At 72.5% G+C, this 13,714-nt stretch carries 14 protein-coding genes and 1 pseudogene; 8 read left to right on the forward strand and 7 right to left on the reverse strand.

Translation table 11 applies throughout. From position 1 onward, the window contains the following. The 7 genes from NBZ85_RS17320 to NBZ85_RS17350 form a co-directional block, all read left to right on the forward strand. On the forward strand, positions 1 to 1,413 hold a 1,413-nt coding region (locus NBZ85_RS17320), incomplete at its 5' end, for a sensor histidine kinase (protein ID WP_261562237.1). Next, positions 1,410 to 2,051, forward strand: a complete 642-nt coding sequence (locus tag NBZ85_RS17325; RefSeq protein WP_261557707.1) for a response regulator — start codon at positions 1,410 to 1,412, stop codon at positions 2,049 to 2,051. The genes NBZ85_RS17320 and NBZ85_RS17325, both read left to right, overlap by 4 nt. A gap of 157 nt (positions 2,052 to 2,208) precedes the next feature. Then, complete coding sequence (locus NBZ85_RS17330; protein ID WP_261562238.1) at positions 2,209 to 3,315, forward strand: ATP-binding cassette domain-containing protein; 1,107 nt, start codon at positions 2,209 to 2,211, stop codon at positions 3,313 to 3,315. Further along, complete coding sequence (locus NBZ85_RS17335; protein ID WP_261557709.1) at positions 3,312 to 4,133, forward strand: ABC transporter; 822 nt, start codon at positions 3,312 to 3,314, stop codon at positions 4,131 to 4,133. The genes NBZ85_RS17330 and NBZ85_RS17335 overlap by 4 nt, the downstream gene beginning before the upstream one ends. Before the next feature lie 91 nt (positions 4,134 to 4,224). Next, entirely contained in the window at positions 4,225 to 5,277 is a 1,053-nt protein-coding gene (locus tag NBZ85_RS32715; protein ID WP_261557711.1) for a CD225/dispanin family protein, read from the forward strand. A gap of 127 nt (positions 5,278 to 5,404) precedes the next feature. Next, complete coding sequence (locus NBZ85_RS17345; RefSeq protein WP_261557733.1) at positions 5,405 to 6,064, forward strand: molybdopterin-dependent oxidoreductase; 660 nt, start codon at positions 5,405 to 5,407, stop codon at positions 6,062 to 6,064. Next, positions 6,051 to 6,902: a cytochrome b/b6 domain-containing protein gene (locus NBZ85_RS17350; protein WP_261557714.1), complete on the forward strand. Its 852-nt coding sequence runs from the start codon at positions 6,051 to 6,053 to the stop codon at positions 6,900 to 6,902. Before NBZ85_RS17345 ends, NBZ85_RS17350 begins: the two co-directional genes overlap by 14 nt. Here the strand turns inward: NBZ85_RS17350 and NBZ85_RS17355 are convergent. Both NBZ85_RS17355 and NBZ85_RS17360 read right to left on the reverse strand, forming a co-directional pair. Then, complete coding sequence (locus tag NBZ85_RS17355) at positions 6,871 to 7,287, reverse strand: CD225/dispanin family protein (protein WP_261562239.1); 417 nt, start codon at positions 7,285 to 7,287, stop codon at positions 6,871 to 6,873. The two genes, NBZ85_RS17350 and NBZ85_RS17355, sit on opposite strands and share 32 nt — an antisense overlap. Positions 7,288 to 7,298: 11 nt before the next feature. After that, on the reverse strand, positions 7,299 to 7,895 hold the full coding sequence (locus tag NBZ85_RS17360; protein ID WP_261562240.1) for a CD225/dispanin family protein: 597 nt from the start codon (positions 7,893 to 7,895) through the stop codon (positions 7,299 to 7,301). 589 nt (positions 7,896 to 8,484) lie between these two features. Between NBZ85_RS17360 and NBZ85_RS17365 the strand changes: the two genes are divergently transcribed. Then, entirely contained in the window at positions 8,485 to 9,810 is a 1,326-nt protein-coding gene (locus NBZ85_RS17365) for a glycoside hydrolase family 26 protein (protein ID WP_261557719.1), read from the forward strand. Between the two features lie 50 nt (positions 9,811 to 9,860). Here NBZ85_RS17365 and NBZ85_RS17370 read toward each other — a convergent pair whose 3' ends face one another. The 5 genes and pseudogenes from NBZ85_RS17370 to NBZ85_RS17390 form a co-directional block, all read right to left on the reverse strand. Beyond that, positions 9,861 to 10,340 (reverse strand): NUDIX hydrolase, encoded by a 480-nt coding sequence (locus tag NBZ85_RS17370; RefSeq protein ID WP_261557721.1) that lies wholly within the window; start codon positions 10,338 to 10,340, stop codon positions 9,861 to 9,863. A gap of 105 nt (positions 10,341 to 10,445) precedes the next feature. Then, the gene (locus NBZ85_RS17375) at positions 10,446 to 11,105 is read right to left on the reverse strand and encodes a TIGR03085 family metal-binding protein (RefSeq protein WP_261557722.1); all 660 of its coding nucleotides are present in this window, start codon (positions 11,103 to 11,105) and stop codon (positions 10,446 to 10,448) included. Positions 11,106 to 11,346: 241 nt separating this feature from the next. Next, a complete protein-coding gene (locus NBZ85_RS17380) occupies positions 11,347 to 11,787 on the reverse strand; it encodes a response regulator (RefSeq protein WP_261557730.1) in 441 nt (146 codons plus the stop codon). Then, the gene (locus NBZ85_RS17385) at positions 11,784 to 13,553 is read right to left on the reverse strand and encodes a sensor histidine kinase (protein ID WP_261562241.1); all 1,770 of its coding nucleotides are present in this window, start codon (positions 13,551 to 13,553) and stop codon (positions 11,784 to 11,786) included. Before NBZ85_RS17385 ends, NBZ85_RS17380 begins: the two co-directional genes overlap by 4 nt. Then, positions 13,553 to 13,714: pseudogene (locus tag NBZ85_RS17390) on the reverse strand (serine/threonine protein phosphatase); the annotation flags it as partial. The pseudogene NBZ85_RS17390 and the gene NBZ85_RS17385, both read right to left, overlap by 1 nt.

Genomic DNA, 13,714 nt, shown 5'->3' on the forward strand with positions numbered 1-13,714 from the left:
CCACCCGCCCGCGCCCTCGACGCGCCGGCGTTCGTGCTGCTCACCCTGCTCGCCGGGACAGTCCTGCTGCGCCGCCGGGCCCCGCTGGTGATGCTGCTCGCGACCAGCCTGCTGCTCGGCCTGTTCTTCGCCGCCGGCTACCCGCACGGCCCGGCGATCGTTCCACTGATCGTCGCGGCGCTGTCCGTCGGCCTGCGCCATGATCGGGGCACATCCTGGCAGGCGGTGCTGGTCGCGAACGTCGTCCTGCTGGCCGGGTCGGCCGTGGGCCACGCCCGCGGCTACGCCACCGGCGGCTGGGGGCTGGTCTTCGGGATGGTCGGGGGGGTCGCGCTGTGCAGCGTGCCGGCGCTCGTCGGTGCGCTGATCCGACTCAACCGCTTCGCCGCCGCCCAGGCCGCCCAGGAGGCGACCCGACGCCGGATCGAGCAGGAACGGCTGCGGATGGCGCGCGAGGTGCACGACGTGGTCGGGCACAGCCTGTCCGTCATCTCGTTGCAGGCTGCGGTGGCCCTGCATGTGCTGGACCGGCGGCCCGAGCAGGCCCAGGTGGCGTTGGAGGCGATCCGCCGCACGAGCGTCGACGCACTCGACGAGCTGCGTTCCACCCTCGCCCTCACCCGCGCTGGCCAGCAGGCCACCCCCGGCTCCGACTCCGGCCACGGCTCCCGGCCTGGCCGGGACGGAGGCGAAGACGGATCGCGGGGCGCGGATGGGGACACCATCGGCGACGGATTGCAGGACGAGTGCGCCGGCGCGGGTGGCGGCGGCGTCGCCGCGGTCGACGACCGTTCGCATGCAGCCACTCGGGTCGGCTCGATCGGTCCCCTTGGCGCGACCAGTGCGAGCCGGCTGCCCGCGCCGCCGCTGACCGGGCTGGGCCGGCTGTCGTCGCTGCTGCGCGAGGTGCGACTGTGCGGCGTTCCGATCGAGCTCGTCGCCAGGGACGAGGCCGACCGGCTGACCGGGCTACCCGCCGACCTCGACCTGGCCGCCTACCGGATCATCCAGGAGTCACTGACGAACGTCCTGCGCCATGCACCGCCGGGCCGGACTCGGGTCCGGGTGGCCCTGGCCACGGCGGGAGGCCGGCTCACCCTCGACGTCACCGACCGGCCCGACCTGTCACAGCCATCCGACCTGTCACAGCCATCCGACCGGGCTGACCGGCCCGAAACCGCCGAGCGTCCGGAGCTGTCCGGACCGTTTCGCGACGGCGGCTCGGCGCGGGAGAATGACGCGTTCCCCGGCCGTGGGAGGCAGGGCGGTCAGGGGCTGGCCGGATTGCGTGATCGCGCCGCGGAACTGGGCGGCGTCCTGTCTGCCGGGCCGGTGCCCGACGGCGGCTGGCGGGTCTGGGCCGAGCTGCCGCTGCCGGTGGGCGGCCGCGAGCAGGCGGAGGTGCGCGCGTGATTCGGGTCGTGATCGCCGACGACCAGCCGTTGGTTCGCCTCGGGCTGCGGGTCCTCATCGAAACCGAGGACGATCTCGACCTCGTCGGTGAGGCCGAGGACGGTCGGGCCGCGATCGAGATCGTCCGGGCCACCCGGCCGGATGTGGTGCTGCTTGATATCCGGATGCCGGTGGTCGACGGCCTGGCGGCGCTGCGGACGATCGTGGCGGACCCACAGCTGGCCACGACCAGGTTCGTCATGGTCACCACCTTCGAACTGGACGAGTACGTCTTCGAGGCCCTGCGCGCCGGCGCCTCGGGCTTCGTCCTCAAGGACACCGAGCCCGCGGACCTGCTGCGGGCGATCAGGGTCGTGGCGGCGGGCGAGTCGCTGCTTTCTCCCACGGTGACCAGGCTCGTCATCGAGACGTTCGCTCGCCGGCCGGCGGTGACGGCCCCGGATCTGAGCGGGCTTACCGTGCGTGAGCGCGAGGTCATGAGCCTCGTCGGCCACGGGATGTCCAACGACGAGATCGCTGCCCGGCTGGTGATCAGCCCCGCGACGGCCCGCACCCACGTCAGCCGGGTGATGGTAAAGCTCGCCGCCCGCGACCGGACCCAGCTCGCCGTCCTGGCCAACCAGGCCGGCCTGGTCTGACCAAGGCAGGTTCGGACCAGGCGCGCTCGGACCAGGCGCGCACCGCACCTCCCGCGTCCGCGCGTACCGGAACACCGCCGGGCGACGCTCATGTGCGTACGCCAGTGTCGCCCGTCGACGGACGACAGCACCGGTCCGGGCCGACAGGCTGATCGGCATGACGACAACCTCCGGCGCGCGCCACGCCATCGACGTCCGCGGCCTGACCAAGCGGTACGGCCGGCGGACCGTGGTCAGCGAGCTCGACATCACCGTTCCCGAAGGCGTCGTCGCCGGCTTCGTCGGACCCAACGGCGCCGGCAAGACGACGACGCTGCGGATGCTGCTCGGCCTGGTCCGCCCCAGCGGCGGGCGGGGCACCGTCCTCGGGCAGCCGCTGCACGCGCCCGCCGCCTACCTGCCGCGGGTCGGCGCGCTGATCGAGAGCCCGGCGCTGTACCCGGCGCTGTCCGGCGCCCGCAACCTCGCCGCGCTCGCCGCCCTCGGCGGCCAGGATCCCGCCCGGGTGGACGACATCCTCGACGAGGTCGGTCTCACCGGCCGCGGCGGCGACCGGGTCCGGTCCTACTCGCTGGGGATGAAACAGCGGCTCGCCATCGGCGCCGCCCTGCTCCCCGACCCGGACCTGCTGATCCTCGACGAGCCGACGAACGGCCTGGACCCCACGGGCATCCGCCACATGCGTGAGCTCATCCGCACGCTGGCCGCGGCCCCGACCTCGACCTCCGCAGCCGCCGCACCCGGCGCACCCGGCGCACCCGGCGCACCCGGCGCACCCGGCGCACCCGGCGCACCCGGCGGGCCGCGGCGTACCCGCACCGTGCTCGTCTCCTCGCACCTGCTCGCCGAGGTGGAACAGATCTGCGACTGGCTGATCGTCGTCGAAGGGGGCCGGCTGGCTTACCAGGGCCCGACCGACAGCCTGATGGCCACCCGGGCTCATGACATCGTCCTGCGCCCGGAACACGACGAGGACGTCGCGCTGCTCGCGGACCTGCTCGCCGGCCTGTCGGTGCCGGCGGTCCGCCGCCCCCACGACGTGGTCGCCACTCTGAGCGCCGGACCGGCGGACTCCCGGGAGCACGCTCGTCTGCTCGCCGGCATCAACCGGGCCGCCGCGGCCCGCGGCGTCACCCTCATCGAGATCTCGCCCCGCCGGCTCAGCCTGGAGGACCGCTACCAGAGCCTGGTCGCGCAGTCCCGCACCGCTGCCGCCGCCGTGGCCTCCGTGCACGTTACGACCGATCTGGAGATGTCGCGATGAATCTCGTCCTGGCGGCCCGGCGCTCCTTCCGCGCCGAGCTCATCAAGCTGTGGCGGCCGAGCACCGCGGTGGCGATGGGCATCCTCGCCCTGCTCAGCGTGCTGTCGACCGTCCTGGTCATTGGCCTGGCCGATGCCGGCGGGTCCGGTGCGGCCACCACCGGCGGGCCGGCGGGCTTCGACGTCACCACCGGGCAGGTGTCGACGGCAGCCGGAACGGCCCTTGGTTTCACCGGCGGTAGCAGCTTCACCGGCCTACTGATCTTCCTCGTTTTTGCGATCACCATCACCCTCGAGTACAGCCAGGGGACGTTGCGAACGCTGTTCCTGCGCGAACCCCGCAGGCTGGGCTGGCTCGCCGGCCGGATGGCCCTGATGCTCGCCCTGGTCGCCGTCGCGCTGATCGCCGCACTCGTGCTCAGCGTGGCGGTCGGGCTCGCCGTCGCCGCGCTCCGCGGGATCGACACGTCCGCCTGGTGGAGCACCGACGGCTTCGGGCATCTCGCCTCGGGTTACCTCGACGCGCTGGTCGCCGCGGCCTTCTTCGGCGTGGCCGGCACGGTACTCGGGCTCGTGCTGCGCTCGACGGCGCTCACGCTGGCGGTCGGGGTCGCCTGGACATTCCCGATCGAGCACATCATCCAGGAGTCGTGGGGCGGGTCGAACCGCGTGTTGCCCGGCCTCGTGTTCGACGCGATCGGCCAGGGCGGCGTCGCTGAGGCCGGCTACGGAACGGCACTGCTGGTCGGGGCGGGCTACGCGGTCGGGGCCGCCGTGCTCGGGGCGGTCACCCTGTCCCGCCGGGACATCATCGCCTGATCACGCACATGCGACAGGACGCGGACGGCGGTCTCGACAAAAGCCTATGATTACCGCGTAACGCGCCCGGCCGACGACAGGGGAGCCCTGGGTGAGCCCGTTCGACCGGCTCGTCCGCGAGCTCGACGGGACCGACGCCTACGCCATCCTCGGCGTGAACCGCTCCGCCGACCGCACCGAGATCCGCCGCGCCTACCGGGCCCGAGTCCGCGCCCACCACCCCGACAACCCGGCCAGCCGCCATCCTGGCTCGATCCGCGCGATGCAGCTCATCATCGCCGCGCACGAGCTGCTCGACAAGTGGCGCGACGACTACGACGCCCGCACCGGCCGCCCGTACCGGGACGCGCAGGCCACCCGCCCGTCCAAGGACACCCGCACCACCTCACCGGCCCGGGACCTCCGTGCCACCCAGCCACCCGCGGACGGCCCTGCCCGGCCTGCCACTCGTGGGGTCGCGGGCGGCGACGACACCGCCGGCCACCACTTCTTCTCCAGCGGTCACCATTACTCGACCGGCTATCCGACGAGCCGGTTCCAGGGGCCGGGCACCCAGCCCCATCCCCGGGCGACCTGGTCGGAGCCCACGGCCGGCGCGGAGCCCGCCGGTCCCGCGGCCCGCACCGGTCGCGCCACCCACGCCGACTACAGCGCCTCCGCCGACTCCACCGCCACCGCTGGTTTCACTGCCACCACTGGTTTCAGCACACGGACTGCCTTCAGCCCACGCACCGACTTCAACCTCCGGGCTGGCTCCAACCTCCGGGCTGACTTCGACATCCGTGCCGAGGACGGCATCAGGGCCGAAAACGGCGTCCCGCCCGAGGGCGGCGGCTGGCCCGAAAGCGGCGTCCCGCCCGAGGGCGAGGACCGGCTGCCGCAGCGGCGGGCTCCCAGCCACCGGGCCACGCGGGTCCGCAACCACCTCGGCCTGTCCATCGTGGCGACCATCCTGTGCGCGCCGGTCGGGGCGTTCGGGCTGGTGTACTCGCTGCGGACCACCGACCGGCTCGCCCGGGGCGACCTGGCCGGGGCGCGGCTGGCCTCGCGCCGCTGCCGCGCCTGGTGCCTGGCCGCGACCGCCGCCGGCGTCGTCATCCTCGGCGTCCTGGCCGCCGTCGGGGGACACGACGGCCCGGTCTGACGGCGCTCCAAGTCCTTACAGAATGCTGTCGCTCCCCGGCCCGGCACTCCGAACGGACCGACGGCGGTGTTGACTGGGCAGCGTGGCATCCGATGGCACGCCGGTCGGGCGACGGGTCGTCCTCGGCATGATCACTCTCGGTGCCGCGGGAGTCGCGTTCGGGGCGCCGGTGGAACGCGCCGCCGAGCGGGTGGTCGCCCCGATCCGGGAAAGGGACCCGACGGGGCTGTCCGACCTCGTGCCCGTCGGGGGCTTCCGCTACTACACGGTGACCTCCAGCGTCCCCAGGCTCGGCCCAGCCAACTACCGGCTGCGCGTGCACGGCCTGGTCGACCGGCCGATGACGCTGACGCTGGCCGACCTCGGCCGGATGCCGCAGGCGACTCTCGTGCGCGATTTCCAGTGCGTGACAGGCTGGCGGGTCGGGGCGGTGCACTGGTCGGGCGTGCTGCTGCGCGACCTGCTCGCGGCGGCCGGCGTCCAGCCCGCCGGGACCGCGCTGACCTTCCGTTCCTTCGACGGCCTCTACACCGAGAGCCTCACCCTCGACCAGGCCACCCGGCCGGACGTCCTGGTCGCCCTGACCATGCTCGGCGCGCCGGTGACGCACGACCACGGCGGACCGGTCCGGTTGTACGTCGCCCCGATGTACGGCTACAAGTCGATCAAGTGGCTGGGTGAGATCGAGGTCGTCAACGCGGTCACCCCGGGCTACTGGGAACGTCAGGGGTACGACGTCGACGGCTGGGTCGGCCGGTCGAACGGGCGGGCCGATGAAGCCGTCTGACCCGCTGCCGTCTTCCGCCGACCCGCACGGACCGCACGGACCGCCCGCGCCCGCCGTCGCCCCGGTACCAGATGCCGGCGCGACATCCGCGGCAGAGCAGATCGCGTCCGCGTCGGGCCTGGTGCGCCGGTTCGGCCGGGTGCCCCGCTGGGTGCACTGGTCGACGGCGGCCCTGATGGGCTGCTGCCTTCTCACCGGCGCGACGCTCTACCTGCCGCAGCTGGCCCAGCTGGTGGGCCGCCGCCAGCTCGTCGAGACCGTTCACCTCTATACCGGGCTCGCCCTGCCGGTGCCGATGCTGGCTGCGGCCGCGTCGGCCGGCTACCGCCACGACCTGCGTGCGCTCAACCGGTTCACGGCGGCGGATCGCGCCTGGCTGCGCGCCAGCCTGCGGTTCGGCTCATGGCGGCGGGTCTCCGCACGAGCCCGGATCGCGGCCGGTGTCGGAAAGTTCAACGCTGGGCAGAAGCTGTTCGCCGCCTTCGCGGCGGGAGGCGCCCTGGTGATGCTGGGCACCGGTGTGATCATGCAGTGGGGGGCCGGGCCGCTGGGCCCGATCCCGGTCGGCTACCGCACCGGCGCCACGTTCGTGCACGACCTGCTCGCGTACGGCCTGTTCTTCGGGGTCGTCGGGCATCTGTGGATGGCGGCCCACGACCCGGTCGCCCGAGTCGGCATGCGCACCGGCATGGTGCCCGTCTGGTGGGCCGCCCGGGAGCATCCCGCGTGGTCACCGGCTGCGGCCGTCCCATCCCGCCCCACGCCGACGGGCGAGATCACGAGCCCGAACGGCGCGAGCGACGAGATCAGTCGTTGCGCGACGCGATCGCCACGATAATCACGATGGCGACCACGTAGACCAGCAGGACCACCGCGAAGGCGATGAGCGAGACGATGCACCAACGCCTGGCCCGCCCCGACGCCTGCCGGGCGCCCCGGAGATCGCCGGCCTGCAGCCGGGTCTGCGCCTGCGTGGCATAGACGATCGCCACGATCCCCGTGGGCAGACAGCACAGCAGCGTCGCGACAAGCGACTGCCACAGGTAGGTCCGGATCGGCCGATCCGCGGCGCCGCCGCCCGCCTGCTGCTCCGGGTATCCCCCAGGCTGACCGGAATCACCCGGCCAGCCCACGGCCCCGAGGTGGTCGGGGTGCGGGTTCCACGCCGAGGGCGGCCCGGCGTCGGCCGGATCTGGGCGCTCACCACCGGGCAGGCTGGACACCGCAGGGTGCCTCAGACCTCAGTCGGCCCGAGCGTCGAGTACGACGTGCTCGAGCTGCTGTCGAAACTGCCGACCAGGGCCAGGATGAAAAAGATGATGAACGACGCCACACCCGCGAGCACCGCGATGATGCACCACATCCGCGCCTTCTTCGAGGCGGCGAGCGCCCCGTTGATGTCACCGATCTGCCCGCGGCCGTCGACCTTGGTCGCGAACACGATCGCCACCACGCCCGCCGGTAGGCAGCACAGAACGGTCACGACGATCGACTGCCACAGATAGTTCGGGATCGGGCGACCGTACGGCGGCGGCGGGCCGAACCCGCCGGGGCCGCCGTATCCCCCGGGGGCCCCGTAGCCGGGAGGAGCGCCGTAGCCTTCCGGACTGCCGAAGCCCTGCGGTGCGCCGTACCCGCCAGGTGGCGGTCCGTAGCCAGACGGAGGGGCTCCGTAGCCACCCTGGCCCTGACCGTAGCCACCCTGACCCTGGCCGTAGCCACCCTGACCGTAACCGCCCTGACCCTGGCCGTTGCCACCCTGGTCGTTGCCACCCTGGTCGTGACCGCCCTGCGGGTACCCGCCTGATGGGTACTCGGGTGGCTGGGACATACGGTGCACTCCTGATGTCGGCGGGGCGGCCAGGCCGAAGCCCCGCCGCCGCCGCGCCCAGCTGCCATAACCACCGGGGCGCCAGGCCAGGGGGCGTCGGCGCGCGCCGACCATGACCCCGATCCCCGCGGCGAATCCTGTGAGTCACCGACGTGAACCACCACGGCACTCCAGTCCGCGCGCACATTGTGGCACAACCGGGATCTCTGCCCGCCATATGTCCACACCACGAGGCGTGATCGGACGCAACCGCCGAGCCCGGGACCGACATGCGGGGTCGGGGGTCCCCCCGCGCCCGCCAGACACATCAAACCCACGGCTCCCACAAGAAGCACACATGGTTCAGGTGTGACCAGGCCGGACGAATCGCCCATAGCGCCCGAGCTGGGACAACGCCTCGGATTCCATCCGTGTAGTGTCCCGTCATATCTAACTAGGCAGGCAGCCGGGGCACCGAGGGGGTAACCCGGCGGCCAACCCCATACATCTCAGGCCGCTGCGCGACACGGAGGTCATCAGCTTCGACACCGAAGCAGGGACCCGGGGGGGTTCTGACGACGCCACCGCCACGCACGGAGGGATAGCCGCGGTGAAACACCGACCGGAGAACAACTCCAGTCCGCCCAGAGCCCGAGCCGGCTCCCGACGCCGCCGCCGCCCGCACCACCCTGCCTGGATCGCTTCACTCGGCGTCCTGGCCCTGCTGGCCGCCGCCCTCGGCTGGAACATCGCCCCCGCAGGGGGCTCCCACAGCGATGACGGATCCACCACCGTCGAGGCCGCCGCCGCCCACATCCACGCCCGCGGCGGCGTCCCGAAGCCGACCCCAAGCGCGTCGGCCGGGACGGGCCGCCCGGGCCGCAATCACACCACGGTTGCCTCGCCATCCCCCAGCCGGCTGGCCTCGGGTGGTGCACCGACCGCCGCGAAGCCGGGAGTCCCGACCGCCACCAAGCCGGCGTCGCCGCCGACCACGAAGCCAACGACGCAGCCACCGGCCATCCAGGCTCCGATCGTGCCCGTCAGCAACGGGGGCGGCTCCGTGCCCGGCGGCATGAGCGGCGTCTCCGCCGGCTCGATGACGCAGGTGCGAGCGTGGGAAAGCTTCCGCGGCTCGCCCGTCAACGCCGTGCTCACCTTCGCCGACCGGTCGAGCTGGCAGACCATGACCAACCCGTGGGTCGGCAGCGGGCCGGAGAAGTTCTCGACGTTCAACGGCACGTGGATCATCTCGCAGCCCTTCTTCCCGACCGGCGGCGGCGACATGAACTCGTGCGCGAGCGGCGCCTACTCCAGCCACTGGGCCGACTTCGGCCGCTGGCTGGTCAACAAGGGCCGCCCGGCGAGCATCGTCCGGCTTGCCTGGGAGTTCAACGGCAACTGGTTCCCCTGGTCTGTTTCCAAGACAAACGCCACCACCTGGGTGAACTGCTTCCGGCAGGTCGTCGGCGCGATCCGCTCGACGGACCCGCAGGCCCGCATCGACTGGGCGCTCAACGCCCACAGCGGCGGTGCCTGGTCGGTGTACCCGGGCGACCAGTACGTCGACATCATCGGGATCGACACCTACGACCAGTGGCCCGCGAGCACCACTGACGCGGCCTTCGCCGCGCAGTGCGCCGAGTCGACCGGGCTGTGCTCGGTGATCGCATTCGCGCGGCAGCACGGCAAGCAGTTCTCGGTCCCGGAATGGGGCCTGGTCGGCAGGTCCGACACGGGCGCGGGCCGGGCCGGGCAGGCCGGCGGCGACAACCCCGTCTACGTCCGCAACATGTACCGGACGTTCGCCGCGAACCGGGACGTCCTCGCCTACGAGACGTACTTCAACAACTCCGAGGCCAACAACGTGCACTCGTCCCTGCTCAACCCGAACGAGAACCCGAACGGCGCCGCCGCCTACGCCTCGCTGTGGTGAACCGGGTGGCGGCCCGCCGCGGTGACCCCGCGGCGGGCCGCCACCCGCCGTCACAGTCGGATCGGCGCCGCCGGCGGTCCCGATCGCAACCAGCCGTCGATGAGGCCGACCAGGCGCGTCGGGTAGACGGTCTGCTCCGTCGCCTGCAGCTCGGGCACGGTCCACCAGGCCCAGCCGAGGATCGACCGGCGTTCGATGTCCGTCCAGGACGACGAGTCGACCTCGAGGCGGTTGGGTACCCGCGCGACGAAGAACGTCTCGAACTGCCAGAACGTGCAGCCCAGGTAGGTGAACGACGCCCGGCGGGTGGCGACTGCCGGGCCCGGGTCGGGGAGGCGGTAGCCGACCTCCTCGAACACCTCCCGAACCGCGGCCTGCTCGGCGCTCTCCCCCGCGTCGAGGCCGCCGCCGGGCACGTGCCACCACTGCGGTGCGTTGTCGAGGGTCGGATCGTGCGACCGGAGCAGGAGCACCGCGTCGGAAGGGTCGACAAGCACGACCCGCGCGGCCAGACGGGTTTGCTGAGCCATCCCGCCAGCCTCGCAGCTCGCGCTCCCGCAGGTACTCCCCGCCTACGCCCCGGCCCCCCGATGTGGCGCGAATCGCCGCCGGATCAGGAGGCAGGCCGGGGCGGGCTAGAGACCCACGGGGGCAGCGTGGAGGCGCTCGACATCGTCGTCGGCGCCACGCACCTCGACCCGCGCGACCTCGCCCCGCCCGAACGCGTAGAGGACGAGCTCCTCCGGCAGGCCCATGATCTCCACGGCCGGCTCGCCGGCGTGCAGGGTGCGCCGGCCCGGCCGGTCGATTCGCTCGGCGACGACGCCGAGCCCCGCCCGGCGGAACCCGGCGAATCCGATCAGCCGCAGGGCCGCCCACATCGCGTCGCGGCCCGCGTCGTCCAGCTCACGCGGCTTCCAGCCGGGGTCCGCACGGCGAATGTCCTCGGCGTGGACGAAGAACTCGACGAAGTTCGCCGCATCGTCAATCAGCCCGAGCCGGGTCGGCTGCCACCACGGCGGTCCGGCCCGGAAGGTCTCCACCAGATCGGGGTAGGTGTGGGCACGCATCGTGGCCCGCTCGGCCCGCGCGGTGATGCCGTGCAGGCTGTTGAAGAGCAGGCCGGGTGCGGCCCAGGGCACCCGCTCCCGGGTGACGAGGTGCGCAGCCAGATCGTGGTTGCTCCACCCGGCGCAGAGGGTGGGGTGACCCGGGCCGAGGTCAGTAAGCAGATCCGCGAGCGCCTGCCGCTGCGTGCGGGCGCGGCGCTGGGCGGGTTCCGGTCCGGTCGCCATGAGCCGCACTCTAGGCGACGAGGGCCCCACCGGTGCGCAGCGCGATCGGCGCTGCGCACCGAATTCCCGATGTTCGCCCCGCCCGAGACCGGGCGCGACCGACCGGACGGACACCGCCAGGCAGGTCATCCACCCTGCGGACGGCCGGTCACTCCGATGCCGCCGGCCGCGCTGGTGAGATGTCCCACCAGCGCAGTGTCACCCGGCGGTGCGGCTGCGGGCGGCGGGCCGGCCAGCCCGCCTACTGCCCGGGCAGGCGCGCGACCGTCACGAAGAAGTCGTCGATGTGGCGCACCACGGCCACGAACCGCTCGAAGTCGACCGGCTTGGTGATGTAGGCGTTGGCGTGCAGGTCGTAACTGCGCAGCACGTCCTCCTCCGCCTCGGAAGTGGTGAGCACCACCACCGGGATCCGCCGCAGCCGCTCGTCGGCCTTGACCTCGCGCAGCACCTCTCGCCCGTCGCGGCGCGGCAGGTTCAGGTCGAGCAGGATCAGGTCGGGGCGGGGCGCGCCCGCGTACTCCCCCTCGCCGCGCAGGTAGGCCAGCGCCTCGACGCCGTCGCTGACCACATTGAGATGGTTGCGCAGCTTGTGGTCCTCGAAGGCCTCCCGGGTCATCAGCACGTCCCCGGGATCATCCTCGACGAGAAGCACCTCGACCGGGACGAGCGGTTCGCTCACGATGATCCTCCGGATGGCCTTGCGTTGCTGGATGCAGGGGCAGGGGCAGGCGGTGCCGATGCGGGTGGTGCGAGTGGTGCGGGTGCGGACGCGGGCGAAGTTGGCTGGCCGACGGCGGGCACGGCGTCCGCCACCTCGGCGGGTTCGGACGCCGGGGCGAGCAACGACCGCTTCGGCAGCGTGAACCGGAAGGTCGTGCCGCGCTCCACGGTTGCGTCCAGCCAGATCCTGCCGCCGTGGAACTCGACGATCTTGCGGCACAGGGCCAGCCCGATGCCCGTGCCCTCGTACACGTCCCGGCCATGCAGGCGCTGGAAGATCACGAAGATCTTCTCTCCGTACTCCGGGTCGATGCCGATGCCGTTGTCCGCGCAGGCGAACTCCCAGTCCTCTGCCCGCTCGACGGCGCTGACATGCAGGCGCGGGGTCTCATCGCCGCGGAACTTCAGCGCGTTGCCGATCAGGTTGGTCAGCAACTGGGTGAGCAGCACCGGATCACCTCGCACGACGGGCAGCTCGTCCGCGGTGACCTCGGCCTGCAGGTTCTCGATCGACAGGGAGAGGGTGGTCGTGGCCCGGCCGAGGACGTCACCGAGCGGGATGTCGACGAAGCCCTCCGTGCTCCGTCCGACCCGGGAGAAGGCGAGCAGGTCGTTGATGAGCTGCTGCATCCGCTTGGCGCCGTCGACGGCGAAGGCGATGTACTGCGCGCCCCGCTCGTCGAGCTTGTCGCCGTAGCGCCGCTCCAGCAGCTGGCAGAAGCTCGCCACCTTCCGCAGCGGCTCCTGCAGGTCGTGCGAGGCGACGTAGGCGAACTGCTCCAGGTCACGGTTCGACCGCTGCAGCACCTCGGCCTGTGTCTCCAGCGCGGTGCGCGCCGCCCGCGCGACCCCCAGCTCGCCCAGGAGCTGCTGGCGCATCGACTCCACGTCACTGGCCAGCGCCACCATGTCGGGTGGGCCAGCGGGTTCGACAACGTGGTCGAGACGGCCGGAGGCGACGGTGCGCGCGTCGCCGGCCACCTGCTCGATCGGCCGGGTGACCCAGACCCGCAGCGCCCGCGAGATCACCGCCAGCAGGACGACCAGGACCAGCGCGCCGATCGAAAGGGCGAGAACGAGGAAGCGCAGCGCGGCGCCGACGTTGTCCCGAGCCTTGATCGCCTTCACCCGCAGCGCCGATTCCAGGCCGTCGGACGCGGCGCGGACCGCGTCGAAGCGCCGCTTGCCGAGCTCCGGCGATAGCAGCGTCGCCGCGTTCAGCCCCCGGCTGCGAACCATCTTGATGGCCGGGTCGGCGTAGTCGCGGTGCCAGACCCGGATCCGATCCTCGAGGATGTTCAGCTTTCCGAGCAGGTCGGGCCGTTCGGCAAGCCGGCTTTGCAGGTCCGCGAGCTGAGCACTCTCCTCGCGGCGACCGCTGTTGTAGGGCTCGAGGAACTCCTCGCGGGCCTGAAGCAGGTAGCCGCGCATGCCGGTCTCCTGGTCGACCAGGCTGCTGACGAGTTGCGCGGAGCCCAGCAGGGCCGGGGCCAGGATGTCGCTGCGGGTGTGGATGGCGTTGTCCAGCCGCACCAGCGATGACACGACCAGCCCGACGATGATGAGCAGCGCCGCCGCCGCGACCGTGTAGGTCACCCCGAGGCGGCGCCGCAACCGCCAGCTCCGACCGAACCCGAACTGCCCGGACCCGCCGCCGCGTGCCCTCGGGCCGCCCCCCGGCGCCGAGACCACCTCATCGCCGGAAGGTCCTTTGGGCGTTGCCATCAGTCCGCCCCCCACATCAGCAGCAGCAGGGCGACGTCGTCGGTGAGCGGGCCGCCGTTGCGGGCCTCGACCCTGTCGATGAGGCTGTCAAGCAGGCTGTCCGGCCCGGCCGGGGGCCACAACTTGGCGATCTCGGGCAGCACGCCTTCCCAGCCCAGGGG

It is taken from the genome of Frankia tisae (genome assembly GCF_025403405.1).
Taxonomy (GTDB): domain Bacteria; phylum Actinomycetota; class Actinomycetes; order Frankiales; family Frankiaceae; genus Frankia; species Frankia tisai.